The sequence below is a fragment of the Staphylococcus equorum genome, from assembly GCF_001747895.1.
GTDB classification, from domain to species: domain Bacteria; phylum Bacillota; class Bacilli; order Staphylococcales; family Staphylococcaceae; genus Staphylococcus; species Staphylococcus equorum_A.
The window spans coordinates 1-18,886 of record NZ_LNNB01000002.1; the positions used below are offsets into that span (position 1 = coordinate 1).

An 18,886-nucleotide genomic window follows, 5' to 3' on the forward strand; every position below is an offset into this window, starting at 1 on the left:
TTTTCTCGGCATAAATGCGTGCTCTACTTTTTATTTTTAATAACCTTGATAGTAAAAAATGCCATTCCAATACAAAACCACATACCTATAATCGATAACCACATAACAGTCATAAAACCACTCCTTTTTAGCAAACTTTATCACAAGAACTATTTAAATTTTAAATGCCTTTATTTTGAATTTTAAGGGGGTATTTTAAAGATTTAGGGGTAAATCATATAGTTTTATACCTAAAAACGTATATAAGCTCTTAAAACGCAAATGTGAGCCAAATAAATATATTTTAATTACACCAACTAAAATTTGAGCAAAACCAGTGACTAATTTTTTTAGACACTGCCCATCTATATGCAAACTTAAAAGTTAGCAAAATGGGCAAGAAAAAAATAAACACTGCCCAGTTACGCACAAAATTATTTTTTGCGGTAAAAACTGGGCAACCATGCCGGTTGAACGCTATAGTTCCCGCAGGGGCAAAAAAGCATAAAAAAACGCTAGCTTAAAGGCTAACGTTTTTGTTTTTGTTTTATAATTTGACCAATCTTTGCAATAGCTACTAAAACTAATATTGGTATAAATCCAATGATAAATGGACTCAACATATTAAAAACTCCTGATTTTTTAAGTAATAATTTTGTTTTTCAAAATTCCAAATTGCAGTAATTGAATGTGCTTTTTCTTCTTCGTCTGTTGTTTTATCTTCATCACTTGTATTAATCAAATTGCCATCTTCGGCATCGTCTAAATTTAAAATTTTATGTTTTTGTTTAAGCAATCCACCATAACTCAACATACGTTTTCGATATAATCCTTTTTCTAAATCATTAACAATCTCTGAATCTTTTTCGCTATCTCCAGTTAAATAATCTGATGACTTAACCGAATATTTCGAGGTCTCCTTGATTGCTATAAAACCATTTGAACTATTGATTAAAGATATTATGTTGTGTCATGTTTTGACGTCGCATATAAAGTGCATGTGTTTCTTCGAATTCAGCTTTAATGGATTGCATTAAATAACCTTGCATAGCTTCAACGGTTTCATTCTTTTGTAGCAGCATCGCTTTAAAACGTTTCAACACACTGACAATTTCAAACTCAACATCTTCTAAACGGTAATAGGTATCATGTGCATTATTAAATGATTTCTTACCTTTGAGTAATACACTTTTAATAATCCGAATTTCTCTAATTTCAAATTTACTTAAATAGTCTTGAAGTTGTTGTGGCAATTCTTCGAGTACTTGGAACTTAAGCGCATCATTATTAAATTCGGTTTGTTGATGATTTGTATGATCCGAATGATTATTGTTTATTGGATTGTTGTATGTATCATTCACATCATACGTATCATTATTCTCAGTCTCTATATAATCAGTATTACTTAAGTCAGTATCATTAGACTGTGAATTTGGAAGTTCTTGACCACTTAAATTCATAGTTCTAGAACTTCCAAATTCATTGTTCTGGAACTGTGAATTTGGAAGTTCCTTGGTACGACTGCCTTCAATATCATAATTGGGTTTTAATAGATACAATCTATTGGGTTTATTAAGGCCAACACGTTCTTGAGTTAGTAAATTAAAATTTACTAACTCTTTTTTCAATTTTATGATTTTTTGTTCTGCATAACCTAAGTATTCGCACAAATGTTTATTACTGAAAATAAAGTAAATGTTATTATTTTTATCTACCCATTCATTTTGGATGGATAATTCAAAACGATCTTTTAATAATGCATACATAATTTTGGCTTCTGCTGACATTTTCTTAAAATATGTATCTTCAAATAAATATTTAGGGAGTTGATAAAACCTTTCAGTTTTTACTTGTGATAAATTGTATTTCTCAAAATTGGGCATAATAAAAACCTCATTTCCACTTTTTTTGGATTGAGGTAATAAAACAATTTTTACGTAAGCTATATGTTTTGTGCTTGCACTTAGATGATTAGATATATATAATACAAGTATCAAAAAAATATATAAACAAACGAATGCGAATCGTTTTATTACCGAGAGTCGATGCTACGCCAATAGCATCGACTCTTTTAATATTCATAAAGTAATATTAACACTTTTAAGGTTGTATATAAAGCGTTTTAAGTATAGTCAGAAGCGCTTTATAACCTCAAAATAATAGAATTTATTAATTTAGTGCCTAATTAGGCACTAAAAATACCCAATAGGTGGCTAATTAGGCATTTAGGTACTAAAATAGGTGGTAAATTTAGGTGGTAAAAGATGAAAAAATATTTGTTAGGTGGTAAAATTTAGGTACTAAATTAGGCACCTAAAGGTGGATGTTATGAAAACTATTAAAATGGTTGCTGATGAATTGGATGTAACTAAACAAACTATTGTTAATAATGCTAAAAGCTTAAATATATCTTTTGAAAAAGAAAATGGAATTAATTATATTAATGATAATGATTGTTTGAAAATTATAGAAAAAATTACTAAGAAAGAAAGTACAACGCAAAATAAAGAATCCGTAAAAAAAGAAATGTTTGATGAAAATACTGCAGAAGTTGAAAAGCATATATATAATAATTCAAATAGTTCTGAGACATTAAAAACAAAAGCAAATGAATTAGAAAAGCAAATAGAAATCTTTGAAACTAGAGCTAAAAATGATGAAAAATATATTGAGAATCTAACTAAACAACTAGACCAACAAAATAGCAATGTTAATACATTAAATAAACTGTTGGAGAATCAACAAATTTTAGCTTTGGAAAGTAATAAAAAAATTCAAAAGCTAGAACATCAATTAGAAGAAGAACGACAGCTTAATTATTCTTTTGATACAACGACTAATGATAGACAAAACGTTAATGCGCAAGAAGCAACTTTTACTGAAGAATCTCCAAATATCAACCAACAACAAAAAGAAAATCAGCCATCAGAAACAGAAGTGGAACATACAGATATACCTGAAGATAAAAAGGTTGAAAGTATAAAAGAAGATGAATTACCAAAAAATGATAAATCATCTGAAGAAATCAAGAGTGAGCCTGGTGATAGGGAAGAGGAAGTACCTAAAAAGGGGTTTTGGAGTCGTTTATTTGGTAGCTAATATAAAAAAGGCACTAAAAGGTTATAACCTTTTAGTGCCTTTTTTATATAGTGACAACTTCTGATAATCATCGGTTATGTTAATAAATCAATAGTGAAAATCATTTTCATTTTAAATTTAAGTTAATTTATCAATAAATTTGGACATAATATTTATTTTTTTAAATGAGATAGTATTTCAATATTGCTATTTGAATAAAGTTATATAACCTATATAATGAGGAAGAATAATTAGAAGAAAGGTGAATTTAATGAAAAAGGTAAGGTATAATAATTTAAATAACAAAACCAGATTAAATCATCAATTTAAATTTTCTAGTGTGGCCCTTATTATTAGCACTTCTTTAATGGGATATAGTGTGACTTCAACGCCATCAGTAGAAGCAAAAGATAAGGCTGATTTAAATATTGAGACACATTCGAATAGTGAAAATACGCTAGAAAAACGCATTCAAGAAGGTAAAGAGAAAATTGATAAACTAAAAAACATTAAAGATAGTCATAAAGATGCTTCTATTAAAGAAATTATAAAAGCTAAAAGTACAGAAGAAGTTGAAGCAATATTGAAGAAAGCAAAAAAGGTTGATAATAAAATCATTGAACAGAATAAAGTGCAGAGTCATTTAATTGAAAATGACAAAAAGGAAGTATCTGAAGATAAGGAAAGTGTAAAAAGTGAGTTAGATGGTCAAAAAAATATAGCTTCTTCTGTTAAAGAAAAGTCTAACCATATTGAAGAACAAGATAGTAATGAATTGTTCGATCAAGAAGGTCTGCAAGATAATACGTTTGATGCTAATTTAAATCAAAGAGATACAAAGCAAGATACAGCTCATTTGTTTGATGATAGTGTTAATTTTTCCAATTTAGTTGATAGGGGTAAACTAAATGAAGAAAGTAAAGATATAGCAGATATGAATGATAGTGAAGAAAATAAAAATACGACTTCAGAAAATGACAAAAGCGCTGTTAAAGAAAACAACCAAGACGGTTTAGCATTTAAAGATACATCTAATACTGAGAGTAATCAAATGCAACAATCAGACGAAATTAAAAAAGACATCGATAAAGTTACGACAAACCATTCAAAAATAAAAGATAATTTAGATTATTATGTCGAAAATAAAGAAAATAATTTAAAGATATTGGATTCAAAGCTTTCTGAACGAGACTCAATATCTGCTAAAAACAAAGAAAAATTGAAAAAAGAAATAGAAAAAACGCAACAAAGTCTAAAGAAACAAAATGACGTTGTATTAAATCATTTACAATCTGTAAATAATAAAGAACAAGCTGTAAAAGATATTGTTAGTGGTACTTTTGATGAAAAGAGTGCACAATCTATTTTAGAACGTATAGATACAAAAGGTAAAACAGATCAACAAATCGCGAGTCAAGTTGTTAGTGAGTTAGATAACTTATCTACTACTACGAGTGATGATATTTTAAAATCTATGTTTGATAAAACATCTGATAAGCAAGAACTTATTAAAACGATACTATTAACTAAATTTGATCATATAGATACATCAAAAATCGTTGGTGAAATAATGCGTAAAAATCCGAGTAACGAACAAATTGTAGCTTTAATCAAACATCATTTTGGGGACAATGTTACAAGCGATGATATTTTAGAAAATATATTGGACCAATCTCATGATAAACGTAAAGCTTTAGAAACAATGCTAGCTACGAAATTAAATGATGCTAAAGCTAAAGCGCTTGCTGACGTTATTGCCAAAAAAGAAGATTCTAAGCATAACTTATTAAATCTAATGAAATCGGGAATTAATAATGAGTTGAATGATTTATTAAAGGCTGATAAAGATATAAGTAAATTTAAAGATGATATGCATGGTTTGTTTGAACCATTAAAATATACGCCAAGTTTATCAAATAAATTTGATGGGAGTTTGTTAGACAGAGATGAACAGATGCGAAAATTAAGTGGAAATTCAAAATTACTTGGTACACCAAGTCTATTTGACGATTTATTCAATAGAAATAGTATATTAGATGGAATTAAGGATATATCTAATCCTTCGCCTGGTCGTGCTTTATCTCTAGGTGATTCCTCGGGTAGCTTTTTAAGTGGTTTATTTGACAATAATGGTGATTTTTCTTTACCTGATACAGGAACAGTAGTAAAAAAATCAACGATTCCATTAGGGATTCTACTTTTCATTATAGGTGGTGGATTAATATGGTTCACCAAACGAAATAAATCGAAAAATTGTAAATATTAAATTATAACGTATTTAGTACGAGTTAATTCATATAGTATATTTAAAATGCTCCATTCAAAGTGAACACTAGTAAGTGGAACTTTGAATGGAGCATTTGTATTTTGAATGATTAAAAGTTAAATTAAACACTTTAATAAATAAAATAAAGGGAATATTTAAATTTACTAGTTATTACCTGTAATGTAACTCAATTCAGTTGCAGCATCTGCATCAATTGTTCTATAAGAAACGATACCAAGTCCTTTAATGTTTGATTCTGATATAACGATAGAACCATCATCGTTAACTTTTTCTACAAAAGCTACATGACCGTAGATCTGGTCTGCTCCTTGTTGACCTGCCTCAAATACAACGGCAGTGTGAGATTTTGGTGTTGAAGAAACAGCATAATCTTTTCTTTCTGCTCGATTATTCCAGTTTCGTGCGTCGCCTAAATCACCACTCACATATTTGTCGAACTGTGCCATGCGATTATAAACATACCATGTACATTGCCCATGAGGATAAGGAGAGTCATTTGTTGTTTCTGAAAATGGTTTGAAAGCTGAATCATAATCATCGTTGTTCGCTTTGTAGTTATCTAAATCAGGCATTTTTTTATTATCAAACTGTGTTAAGTCATAGTGGTTGATAATACTATTTAATTTGTCCGCGTATTGTGAATCAGTCGCGTATGTAGTAGCCAAATGCATTGTTGCTGAACGGTAACTATAAGCTTCACTTTTCCATGTTGGTTTATAAATGTCCTGATTACCATCGATGCCGTGTTTGATTAAATTGGCATAATCTTCCAATGATTCTTTTTTGCTTGGATAGCTGCGGAAGTTTGCTGAAATTTGGAACGTATGGTTGCCATTATCTTCGAGTGTATTAAATGTAGCCGACTGACCTTCATAAGCTCCTTTTATTCCAAATAAATTGAAATGGGGTGAACTAGCAAGATCGCTAGTGCCTGAGTCAGATTCTAATATGGCTTGGGCAATCATAACAGATGCATAAATATCTTCATCTTGACCTATGTCGTGAGCGTCTTGTGCAACTGTTTTAATAAAATCTCGTGTATTTTTACTTTCAGTAATTGTTATATCGTTAGAATTGTTATTATCATCCGCTAAATTTGGCAATTGTTGGAAAGTTGCAGTAGATCTGATGTTTGATTGGTTTATGTCGTTTTCAAATGATTGAGCTGGCTTTTCTTTTTTAGCTAATTGTGATTCAGAAGGTAATTGAGGGTTAGCATTTGTATTCGATGCCTGTTTCTCAGAATTATTTTCCTTACTTTTACTATTTCCATTTGATAAATCATCTTTTTTAGCATCATATTGTTTTTTATTATTTTTAGCATCTTCACTATACTCGTCTAAAATTGCATCTAATACTTTATCGTCAGATTTTGTATCTGATTTATCAGCATTTTCGTTATCCCTATTGGCATTATCGTTTTCAGTAGCAGGTGTGTCATTATCTTTGTTGTCTAGATCATCAGCATCATTATTTGCTTCTTCATAAGATCGATCTTGTTGGGAGGATTGTTTTGACTCACCATCATCTTTTTTTTGATTTTTATCAACTGGAAGTTTGTTTGATTCAGTCTTATTATCTATATCATCGTTCTCTGACTTCTCAGATGACTGTACATCATCAATGTCATCTTGTAGTGAACCCTTATCTGAACCCTTATCACTATTTTTTTCTAAATTGTTAGTATTTGATTCGTCACTATCATCCGAATATGTCGTATTTGGATTTATTTGATCTATAGATGTATCATCATTTTGACTGTCATTCTCCTCGTTTTGTACATCGTTATTCTCTATAGTAGAAGTTTGTTTTATTTTATTGTTAGAGAACAGTTGATTTAATAATTCAGATAGCCCATCATTGTCACTCTTAAAAGGTTCTGGCTTGAAAACATTCAAACTATCATAAGACGATGAATCATTAAATGAATTTTCAAATGAACTCGGTATTTTTTCGTTGAATGATTCATTATCAGAAGTTTTATGTCTTTTATTATTAATATCTTCTGTAGTCCTTTCATCTTTTGTACTATTTAACTTACTCTTGCGTTCACTATTTTCCTTTTCATCACTAGACTTATTCTTTTCATCATTTCCATTTTTTGATGAATGTGATTGCTTAGCTTGCTCCTCATCTTCTTCCTTATACACGTCATTTGATTCAGAAGTTGTGGCACTTTTTTCTAAAGATTCGGCACTAACATCGTTGATAGAAAATGATGGAATAAGTAAAGAAGTTGAAAGCAAACAGACTAATAATTTTTGTTGCTTCATGAAAATACCTCTTTTCTAAAATATATTACTTTGCTATGTACAAACTATGGTTTGTCTTGGTACACTGTAAACAGACTTATATTTAGTTGATACCTATCAACCATAAAATAGATAGATCTCATTAATGTATTCAGTATATCAACTTATATGAAATTAACAAATAGTAATTTTAAATTTATGTAAGAAAAATCAATAGATATAGTTTTAGAGGTGTATGAATGAAGAATGCAATAAAATTATTTATAATGGATTTGAAAAAGATTGCTAAGACGCCTGCTGTTTTAGTGATTTTAGGAGGTTTAGCACTTCTTCCTTCTTTTTATGCTTGGTTTAACTTAGAAGCGACATGGGATCCATACGGTAATACTAAAAATATTAAAGTGGCTGTTGTAAATGAGGATAAGGGAGATACAGTTAAAGATAAAAATGTGAACGTGGGCAATAAAATTACCAATAAACTAAAGAAAGATGATAACTTTGATTGGCAATTTGTAAGTCGAAAAAAAGCCGATCATGATTTGAAGATGGGCGATTATTACGCGGCCATTTACATACCAGAGAAGTTTACACACCAAATTACCGGCACACTTCGAAAAAACCCACAGCAAGCAGACGTAGAATACAAAGTGAATCAAAAACTTAATGCGATTGCGCCTAAAATGACAAATGCAGGGACGAGTGCCATTGTTCAAAAAGCAAATGAACAATTTAATGAGACAGTAACAAAAGCATTATTAGATGAAGCAAATCGACTTGGCGTGAAACTTGAGGAAGAAATTCCAACCATAAATAAAATTGAAGATGCAGTATCTAAAGCTAATGATTCTATACCCAAAATTAATGATTTCGCTGATAAAATAATATATTTAGATGAAAATCAGGATGAAATTGACAATTATGCTGATGAATTTAGAGCGTTAGGAAATCATAAAGATGAGGTTATAGATGCTGCAGATAAATTAAACCAAGTTAATGCGGCCATTCCGACATTAAATGAGCGAGCTAAATTGATATTGGCATTAAATGACTACATGCCAAATATTGAAAATGCCTTGAATGTTGCATCTAATGATGTACCAGAAGCTTTTCCAAAAATTAATCGTGGTGTCGACCTTGCAAGCGCAGGGGTTGACGCAGGGTTACAAGACCTGAATGAAGCGCAAGGATATTTACCTGCAGTGCAACAGCGTGTCGAAGGCTATCAAGAAGTCGTTGATAATGCACAAGAAGCAAATAAAAATGCTAATAATCGATTACAAGAAAATGTTGAAACTGAGCAGCAAAGCTCTAAAGGGTCAGATAGTTATTCAAATATTAAAACTTCGCAAATAAGTAATGGTAATAGCGACAATGCTGGGAATAATCAAAATGGAACAGCAATAAGTAGTGAAGATGTAAGCGCAATGGAATCTTCACTATCAAAATCATTATTATCTTTATCCAATTATACCGACAAACAAGCGGAAAGTAGTCAAGAAGATATTAATGCGCTAAAAAATGTCACTTACGGTATTATATCTACAGATAAGCCAAAAGATTTCAAAGAAACTTTAGATAATATTAAATCTAGACTTGAAGTAACAAGTAAGTCCAATCAAAAATTTATAGATATATTATCAGAGCTTGAAGATAGAGAAAAGGTAGATCTTTCTGATGAGATTAAGGAGTTAGAATCAGCAAATAATAGAATTAATAATTTAATTAAGACACAAAATCAACTTAGTGAAGCACTTTCGAATGGAAGTTCTGGTAAAGAAGAAGCAGTAGAATTACTTAAAGAAATTCCAGGCGTGAATAGTAGCTTAGATGATTTAAGAAACTATATTAAGTCAGAACTAAACCAAAAATTATTAGATGTATCTAATGATGTGATGTCATTATTAGATGACGGCGATATAAAACTATCAACTGTTCAATCGAAATTAAACACAATTGATCAAGTTATAAATTCAGGAGAAAGTATTTTAACTACTGGTAAGGATAGAATTGAGACGATTCAAAGTGCACTACCAGTCATTGAGCAAAGATATATGGATGCAATGTCTATTGCTCAAAATTATTATCCACAATTTAAACAAAGTGTTTCTAACGCAGCATCATTTATTGAAAATGACTTGCCAGGTTTAGAACAACAGTTATCTGATACAACAGCAACTGTGAACAATACAATACCTACACTGTTTAATCGCTATGATAATTTGGTAGATATTTTAGATACAAATCAACCACGTGCAAAAGAAAGCTTACACAATTTGGCAGATTTTGCACGTAATCAATTACCAGATGTTGAAAAAGATCTGGCTAAAGCGAACAAACTATTTGATGAGATTGAAGACGACGATGCAGTGGATAAAATGGTAGACCTATTGAAAAATGATTTGAAAAAACAAGCTAATGTAATCGCAAATCCAATTAATATAGATCAAAAAGACATATTTCCTGTGAAAGACTACGGTTCAGCAAGCACACCATTTTACACAGCATTAGCAATATGGGTAGGAGCTTTATTACTGGTAAGTTTATTAACGACAGATAATAAACATAAATCATTAGAGCCACATCTAACGACAAGAGAAATTTATCTAGGAAAGAGTGGGTTGTTCTACACGTTGGGTATTATCCAAGCACTCGTCGTATCAATTGGAGATATAGTGATACTGAAAGCGCAAGTTGAATCTGTTGTATGGTTTATTGCTATATCAGTATTCTCATCACTTGTATTTATTTCAATTGTATATACTTTAGTGTCATTGTTAGGAAATCCAGGGAAAGCAATTGCAATCATCTTCCTTGTACTACAAATAGCAGGTGGTGGAGGAACCTTCCCTATCCAAGTTACACCAGAGTTCTTCCAAGTCATTCACCCTTATTTACCTTTCTCTTATTCAATAGATGCTTTAAGAGAAGCAGTTGGAGGACCTGTACCTGAAATTTTAACTAAAAAATTAGTGATACTTTCATTATTTGGTATAGGATTTTTATTAATTGGTGTTATCTTTAAACCAATTACTGATCCATTGATGAGAAAAGCAACTGAAAAAGCTGAAGAAAGTGATGTAATGGAATAAAGTTATTATGCTTATAATAAGTAATATTTAATTTTTAAAAAATCAATGATGGTTGAAAAACGATAGTTTAGTAAGGAAGGTTAATATGGATCATAAAGAGGGGAACTTAGAAATAATAATTAACCAATTCTATGATGCTACAGCGAATATTAATAAAGCAATTACTAACATGGTTAAAGAATTGGAACCAGGTCGTTACTTATCTTATGAACAAATAGAAACAATGTATTTTATTCAGCATAATGAAAAAGTATCGATTAACGACTTAGCAAATAAGCAACGTATTTATAAGACAGCTGCATCAAAACGTGTTAAGAAGCTAGAATGCAAAGGTTATGTGCAACGAGTTTATTCGAATGATAAACGTACTAAATTAGTGAGTTTGACGCATAATGGAGAATGCTTATTAAAAAAAATAAAAAACAACTTAACAAAAGAAATAAAATTACTTTTGTTAAGTTGTTTTGTTAGAGAAGATTTTGAAAAATTTATGTATCAGCTCATGAATTTTGAAAAGACATTTTTAAAAAAGTACTACTAGAGTAAATTAATTCCACTAAATTAAAGTATCCACTTTAACTTAGATGTTTGAAAAATAAAAATTCATCGTTTATTAATAGTAATCATATTAAAATTACTTTTCATATTGTAAAAATATAATTTTATTTTCTAACATAATATATAAATTATAAAATTTGTTTAGTTAGTTTTATATTGAAACCGACTATTTATTACTCGAAAGACCGTTTCATAAATCGATAAACAGATGCATGGAATAAATAAATTTGCTCAAGCTTTTTCAAATCAAAATAGCTAACAGTTGAAAAATTTAATAAGTATTACCATATAAGTTATACTAAAGTAACAATAGGATAAGTAAGCCACAAGAAGTTTTAAAACAAAGGAGAGATTCAAATGACAGTAGATATTAAAAATTATTTGGATGAGAATTATGGTTTGTTTATAAACGGAGAATTTGTGAAAGGGCATAGTAATGAAACGCTAGAAGTTAAAAATCCGGCGACAGGAGAAACATTATCACATATTACCAAAGCCAATGAAAAAGATGTAGATACAGCTGTATCAGCAGCTCAAGAGGCATTTGAGTCATGGAGTTTAACATCTAAAACAGAACGTGCTAATTTATTAAGACAAATTAGTAATAAAATGATGGAAAACAAAGAGAAAATTGCAACAATCGAAACATTAAATAATGGTAAACCTATTCGTGAAACCTCAGGCATTGATATACCATATGCTGCAAGACATTTTAATTATTTTGCAAGCGTTATCGAAACACATGAAGGTTCAGTCAATGATATAGATAAAGATACAATGAGCATCGTTCGCCATGAACCAATTGGCGTCGTAGGAGCAGTTGTAGCTTGGAACTTCCCGATGTTATTAGCATCTTGGAAGATAGCACCAGCAATTGCAGCAGGTAATACAATTGTTATTCAACCTTCTTCCTCAACACCCTTAAGTTTATTGGAAGTTGCTAAAATTTTCCAAGAAATTTTACCTAAAGGTGTAGTCAATGTAGTAACAGGTAAAGGTTCAGAATCAGGCAATGCTATTTTTAATAATGAAGGTGTTAACAAACTTTCGTTTACAGGTTCAACAAATGTGGGCTATCAAGTTGCTGAAGCCGGAGCAAAACGTATTGTACCAGCTACTTTAGAACTTGGCGGTAAAAGTGCCAATATTATCTTAGATGATGCTAACTTAGATTTAGCTGTCGAAGGTATACAACTTGGGATTTTATTTAACCAAGGTGAAGTTTGTAGTGCTGGATCTCGTCTGCTCGTTCAGGAAGGTATATATGATAAATTAATTTCACGTCTAAAAGAAGCCTTTTCAAATATTAAAGTAGGCGATCCATTGGATGAAAACACACAAATGGGTAGTCAAACAAGCCAAGAACAGATGGAAAAAATCCAATCTTATATCACTTATGCAGAACAATCTAATGCTGAAATTCTTACAGGGGGTAAACGTATTACTAACGATGGTTTAGATAGTGGTTACTTCCTAGAACCAACATTAATCGCTGTTAAAGATAACGCTGATAAATTAGCTCAAGAAGAAATTTTTGGTCCTGTTTTAACAATTATAAAAGTAAAAGATGACGAAGAAGCAATTAAAATTGCTAATGATTCTGAGTATGGTTTAGCAGGAGGCGTATTCTCTCAAGATATTACACGTGCGTTGAATATTGCGAAAGCTGTAAAAACAGGTCGCATTTGGATTAACACATATAACCAAGTACCAGAAGGCGCGCCGTTTGGTGGTTATAAAAAATCAGGTATTGGCCGAGAAACATATAAAGAAGCCTTAAGTAATTATCAACAAGTTAAAAATATATTTATTGATACAAGTAATGAACTAAAAGGATTGTATTAATAAATTTGATTTTAACGCTTCAATCAAATAACCAGAGGGATTCTTTTAATTTGACTTTAGGTGAGCCTAACATTATATTTAGGATATGGTAATCAAAACATATTTAATATTTATTGTATTAAAGAACTTTGGATGAGTTACTTTAATACTTTTCTCCTAATTAATAACGTTTTGCAGGAAAGCTATATCAAACATTCTTTTATGTGTTTTTGAAAGAATTTAAAGATTGTAATAAAAAAGCACTGATTTAATCTCTAATTAAATCAGTGCTTTTTATTATTAGAATTTCTTTTGTTGAAATACGAGAAAATAATCGTTGTTGTTTACAATATTTTAATTAAAATATTTCATAGTTAATCATCCTTTTAAACTTGTTTTTAAATGTTTAGACAAACGCTGAATAAATTGTCGAAAACATTATTTTCTATCAATTCCACTTATTTGTTTACTTCAGATGTACCTAATTTCAAACAACATCTTATTAGACACTAACTCAATTTCTCTCCCTAATTCGAATACAACTATTAAATAATTCCTTTGCACATTAGTAATCATAATTCTACCTATAGTAGTGATTCTTAAAAGTAGAAATAGCTAGATAAACCACCAAATGTTCATTTGACTAAACTTTATTTTTAGGGTAACCTAAATATATCACTGGAGAAGTTGAAGGAAGAAGGGAATATATTGTTAGAAGTGAAAAATTTGTCAGTAATATATGATAATCAAACACAAGCTTTAAAAGATGTTTCTTTACAAATTATAGAGGGGCAAATTGTTGGAATTATTGGACCAAACGGAGCTGGTAAGTCAACTTTGATTAAGGCGATGATTAACTTAATATCGCATAAAGGACAAGCATTTTTAAATGATCAACCAATACATAAACAACTTAAAAATATTTCATATGTCGAACAAAAGAGTAATATAGATACAACTTTTCCTATCAAAGTTTTAGATTGTGTCATTTTAGGTATTTATCCTAAATTAAAACCATGGCAGTTACCTGGAAAAAAAGAAAAAGAAATGGCAGTGAAAGCACTTAACAAAGTTGATATGTTGGGATATGAAAATCGACAAATAGGGGAGCTATCTGGGGGGCAATTCCAACGTGTTCTAATTGCTAGAACTTTAGTACAAGAAACTGACTTAATATTACTCGATGAGCCTTTTGTTGGTGTTGATATTACAAGTGAAAATATCATTATTGATTTATTAAAAGAATTAGCTCAATCTGGAAAAACAATCTTAATTGTTCATCATGACTTGTCTAAAATAAGTAAATACTTCAATAGTATTATTCTTATAAACAAACATTTAATTGAATTTGGATCCATTGAAAATGTATTTACAGCAGAAAATTTAAAAAAAGCTTTTGGTACAGATATTTTTATTCCTTCAGAAAGCAGGGATAAAAATGATTAGTCAATTTATAAATGAATTATTTCAATTTAATTTTCTTCAAAGAGCGCTTGTTACTTCAGTTGTAATCGGAATTATCTGCGGAGTTATTGGTTGTTTCATAGTATTAAGAAGCTTAGCTCTCATGGGAGATGCTATTTCACACGCAGTTTTACCTGGAGTAGCTATTTCTTATATGATGGGAATTAACTTTTTTTATGGGGCGGTATTATTTGGTATTATGGCTGCTTTAAGTATAGGTTTTGTCAATCAAAATAGTAAAATAAAAAGTGATTCAGCGATAGGTATTGTGTTTTCTGCATTTCTAGCTTTAGGCGTTTTACTGGTTACTAAAGCTCAATCTTCCATAGATTTAACGGAAATTTTATTTGGTAACGTATTAACAGTTAAAGAACAAGATCGAACATTAACATTTATAGTTGCTGCCATTGTCTTGATTATTGTTATTGTTTTCTATAAAGAGTTTTTATTATCTACATTTGATCCAACAATGGCTGCAGCATCAGGTTTACCAACAAAATTTATACACTATACGATTATGGTTTTATTAACATTAGTAACTGTTGCTTCATTACAAACCGTAGGTGTCATATTAGTTGTTTCTTTACTTATTACGCCAGCTTCAACAGCCTATTTACTCACGAAAAGATTATCGACTATGATTCTTGTATCAGCGTTTATAGGAGCTATTTCATCTATTATTGGATTATTCTTTAGCTTCACTTTTAATTTACCTTCAGGTGTTGTGATTGTATTAGTTATTACGGCAATATTTGCTATTACATTCTTTTTAGCGCCTAGAACTGGGGTATTGTGGAGAGCCATTAAACATTAATTTAGGAGGATTTTTATAATGAAAAAAGCGATACTCTTTTTATTTACCATCACACTTTCAATTTTATTAGCAGCTTGTAGTAACGGAGATAAGGGCGATGACTCTGACAAAAATCTAGAATCAGTAGATAAAGACAAAATTAAAGTTGTTACAAGTTTTTCTATGATTGAAGATATAGTTAAAGAAATTGGAGGAGAACATGTAGAAGTTGAAAATTTAGTGCCAACGGGCACTGATCCTCACGATTATGATCCTAAACCAGATGATGTTAAGCACATCTCTAGTGCAGACTTAGTTTTTTATAATGGACTCAATTTAGAAGGCGGTAGTCAAGGGTGGCTATTTAAAGCACTAGACGCTTCAGATTTTCCCAGAAAAAATGCAATAAAAACTTCTGACGGCATTAAACCTAAATATATTAAAGACGAAGATGGTAATAAAGAAATTAACCCACATGCATTTATTGATCCAAATGTAGGGGAACAAATGGTCAAAAATATTACTGAATCTTTATCTGAAAGAAATCCAAAAAATAAAGACTATTACAAAGAAAATGAAAAAGAATATTTAAAGAATTTACATAACATTGAAGATGATTATAAAAAACAACTAGGTGATATACCTAAGGAAGATCGTGTTTTCGTAGCTAGTGAACAAGCTTTCCAATATTTAGCTGATAGTTATGATTTAAAAGAAGGTTATATATGGGCAATAGACACAGATGAGAATGGTTCTCCTGAACAAATTAAAAGTTTAGTAAAATTTATTGATAAAAATAAACCAGCTAGCTTGTTTGTTGAATCCAACGTAGATAAGCGTCCAATGGAAACTGTATCTAAAGAAAGTGGAGTTTCTATTTATAAAAAACCAATTTACTCAGATGAAATTAGTAAAAAAAGGGGGGGAGCTGATACTTATCTAAAATATCTAGAATATAATTTAGATGTTTTAACCAATGGTTTAGAAAAATAAAAATTTTAAAAAGCAGAACTATTGTCTTTATAGACAATAGTTCTGCTTTTTATCATTTATTAAAAAATCATATTTAAAAGTTTACAAAACAGTATAATATTACCAATAATTTCAACGCGCAAATGAGAATGATTATACTTCTATAACAGTGTTTAAATTAGATTAAAAGGATTTGCTATGGTAATATAGATTGTAATAATTATAATCTATATTACATTGTTATTTATAGTAATTATAATTTGTTAGGAGGCTTTATATGCTTAGAAAGTATAAACAACATGCTGCACTAATCAATACTATAATATGTGCATTTTTAATTTTAGTAGGAATTATTTTAAACTCATTAGATTTATTTACTTATTCTATCAAAATTTATTTATTAGCTTTTATCATTGGAGGATTCTTAAGTGCAAAAGAAGGGTTGAATGAATTAATTAAAGACAAACATTTTAATGTTGATTTACTAATGATTTTAGCTGCAATTGGTGCGTCAGTAATTGGTTATTGGATGGAAGCAGCTTTGTTGATATTTATATTCTCCTTAGCTGAAACAATGGAAAAGATGGCTGAAGAAAAAACAAAAAATACAATAACTGAACTTTTAAAAATCACACCAGATCTCGCTAGACACATAAGTACAGATGGAACAATTGATATTATTTCCACACAAGAGTTGGAAGTAGGTATGTTTGTTCAAGTGCCAAAGGGAGAAACTATTCCTATAGATGGTGAATTAACTTCTGAATATGCGGTCATTAATGAATCGGCTATAACTGGAGAATCTATTTCTATTGAAAAAAAGAACAAGGAAAATTTAATCGGAGGGACGCTCAACGAAGGTGAAACTTTTGAGATGCAAGTTACAAAAAATATCGATAATACATTGTTTTCAAAAATAATTCGACTTGTCGATGAAGCTCAGTCTTCTCCTTCACATACTGCAAGTTTTATAGAAAATATAGAAAGTATTTATGTCAAAATAATACTTCTTGGTGTGCCATTATTTATCTTATTGACTCCATTTATATTGAATTGGAGTTGGGAACAAGCTTTTTATAGGGGCATGGTTTTATTGACTGTTGCATCGCCATGTGCACTTATTGCAAGCGCTACTCCCGCAACATTATCTGCAATCAGTCGTGCTACAAGACGAAATATGCTATTTAAAAGCGGAAATGCAATAGATGTACTCAATCAAGTTAAAGCAATAATATTTGATAAAACAGGAACACTAACAATAGGACAGCCTACTGTTCAGGAATCATTTTATATGTCTAATGTCGAACAAAAAGAATTAAAAAAAATATTAAAATCAGCAGAAAACGAAGCAACACACCCTATAGCTCAAGCACTTGTAAAACATTTAAATGACGTTGACATAATACCTCTTGATTATGTACATAATATCACAGGAAAAGGATTACAAGTTTATTATAATAATCATGAATGGCGCATTGGTAAATTGGAATTTGTCACAAACAGGGTATTGGATTTAGATATACAACAAAAAATAAATAGCATTCCCCCAGTTTCAACACAAGTCTATGTCTCTAAAGATAATAAGTTAGAAGCTTATTTTTCACTATCAGATCAAATTAAAGATGATACTATAGATGCTATTTCTAAGTTGAATAAAATGAATATACACACAATTATGGTTACAGGGGATAATTTTCAAACAGCAAATGAAATTGCAAGAACTATTGGAATTAAAGAAGTTTATGCAAATAAACTTCCTCAAGAAAAAGCGGAAATTGCAAAAAAAATTAAAAATGAATATGAAACTATAGCTGTGGTTGGAGATGGGATTAATGATGCGCCAGCTCTTGCAATTGCCGATGTCGGATTTTCAATGGGAAATGGTACAGATATTTCAATGGAAACTTCAGACGCAATTCTTATGCAAAATGATTTAATTCAAATCCCTTTTTCAATAAGCCTATCATTAAAGTTAAAAAAAATTGTTAAAGAAAATATTATTTTTTCATTAAGCATTATAGTAATATTGATTTTCACCAATATTCTTCAATTAATTAATTTACCTCTTGGTGTTATAGGACATGAAGGCAGCACGATTCTTGTAATTATAAATAGTTTAAGACTCTTATATTTTAAAGATGATTTTAAGAACTTTAGTTAAAGAATTAAATAGTATAACAATCATTATTAAGAAAGAATTTGATTTTGAAATGATTAATTGTCTTTTTTCAAAAAGGTCTATTTTATAAATATATATAGATATATTTTCAATCTTAAAATCTATTAATAATTGAAATAGCATAGAGCTTCCTTCTCTCTTTCAACTTAAAAAGACTAATAGTATGAAATACTAATAAAGTAGCGTTGTACGATATCTAATTACCAGCCACCCTCAAAAGAGTTTCTATAATTAGGAGTTGGAGAGGATTGCCGACGATATTGATGTCTCATAGGCCAAGCCGTCCAACCTTGGCTACCTTATCCATAAAACCTATTAAAAATAGACTAAGCAGAAATGACTGGTTAATCTTATAATACGAACAGGTCAATTCATTAGAAAATAGAGTTTTTATTAAATTACCACTTTAAG

At 30.1% G+C, this 18,886-nt stretch carries 11 protein-coding genes and 1 pseudogene; 9 read left to right on the top strand and 3 right to left on the bottom strand.

Annotation, left to right across the window (positions count from 1 at the left end):
- Positions 1–595: 595 nt before the first annotated feature.
- Positions 596–907 (bottom strand): annotated as a pseudogene (locus tag AST02_RS13985) (protein rep); the annotation flags it as partial.
- A 16-nt stretch (positions 908–923) separates the two neighbouring features.
- Complete coding sequence (locus AST02_RS00015; RefSeq protein WP_069814734.1) at positions 924–1,862, bottom strand: replication initiator protein A; 939 nt, start codon at positions 1,860–1,862, stop codon at positions 924–926.
- A gap of 445 nt (positions 1,863–2,307) precedes the next feature.
- Here AST02_RS00015 and AST02_RS00020 point away from each other — a divergent pair, with 445 nt between their 5' ends.
- Positions 2,308–3,078 carry a DUF536 domain-containing protein gene (locus tag AST02_RS00020; protein ID WP_069814736.1) on the top strand — a complete coding sequence of 257 codons (771 nt, stop codon included), beginning with the start codon at positions 2,308–2,310 and terminating at the stop codon, positions 3,076–3,078.
- A gap of 250 nt (positions 3,079–3,328) precedes the next feature.
- Positions 3,329–5,323: a hypothetical protein gene (locus AST02_RS00025; protein ID WP_069814738.1), complete on the top strand. Its 1,995-nt coding sequence runs from the start codon at positions 3,329–3,331 to the stop codon at positions 5,321–5,323.
- A gap of 164 nt (positions 5,324–5,487) precedes the next feature.
- Here AST02_RS00025 and AST02_RS00030 read toward each other — a convergent pair whose 3' ends face one another.
- On the bottom strand, positions 5,488–7,617 hold the full coding sequence (locus AST02_RS00030; RefSeq protein ID WP_069814739.1) for an amidase domain-containing protein: 2,130 nt from the start codon (positions 7,615–7,617) through the stop codon (positions 5,488–5,490).
- Between the two features lie 218 nt (positions 7,618–7,835).
- On the opposite strand from AST02_RS00030, the gene AST02_RS00035 reads away from it, so the two are divergent.
- The 7 genes from AST02_RS00035 to AST02_RS00065 all read left to right on the top strand — a co-directional run bounded on the left by AST02_RS00035 (position 7,836) and on the right by AST02_RS00065 (position 18,457).
- Positions 7,836–10,685 (top strand): YhgE/Pip domain-containing protein, encoded by a 2,850-nt coding sequence (locus tag AST02_RS00035; RefSeq protein ID WP_069814741.1) that lies wholly within the window; start codon positions 7,836–7,838, stop codon positions 10,683–10,685.
- Positions 10,686–10,770: 85 nt separating this feature from the next.
- Positions 10,771–11,226: a MarR family winged helix-turn-helix transcriptional regulator gene (locus AST02_RS00040; RefSeq protein WP_069814744.1), complete on the top strand. Its 456-nt coding sequence runs from the start codon at positions 10,771–10,773 to the stop codon at positions 11,224–11,226.
- 374 nt (positions 11,227–11,600) lie between these two features.
- On the top strand, positions 11,601–13,088 hold the full coding sequence (locus AST02_RS00045; RefSeq protein ID WP_069814746.1) for an aldehyde dehydrogenase family protein: 1,488 nt from the start codon (positions 11,601–11,603) through the stop codon (positions 13,086–13,088).
- 687 nt (positions 13,089–13,775) lie between these two features.
- The gene (locus AST02_RS00050) at positions 13,776–14,513 is read left to right on the top strand and encodes a metal ABC transporter ATP-binding protein (protein ID WP_069814748.1); all 738 of its coding nucleotides are present in this window, start codon (positions 13,776–13,778) and stop codon (positions 14,511–14,513) included.
- Complete coding sequence (locus AST02_RS00055) at positions 14,506–15,345, top strand: metal ABC transporter permease (RefSeq protein WP_069814750.1); 840 nt, start codon at positions 14,506–14,508, stop codon at positions 15,343–15,345. Before AST02_RS00050 ends, AST02_RS00055 begins: the two co-directional genes overlap by 8 nt.
- 18 nt (positions 15,346–15,363) lie before the next feature.
- Complete coding sequence (locus AST02_RS00060) at positions 15,364–16,317, top strand: metal ABC transporter substrate-binding protein (RefSeq protein WP_069814752.1); 954 nt, start codon at positions 15,364–15,366, stop codon at positions 16,315–16,317.
- Between the two features lie 256 nt (positions 16,318–16,573).
- The gene (locus AST02_RS00065) at positions 16,574–18,457 is read left to right on the top strand and encodes a heavy metal translocating P-type ATPase (RefSeq protein WP_069814754.1); all 1,884 of its coding nucleotides are present in this window, start codon (positions 16,574–16,576) and stop codon (positions 18,455–18,457) included.
- Positions 18,458–18,886: the final 429 nt, after the last annotated feature.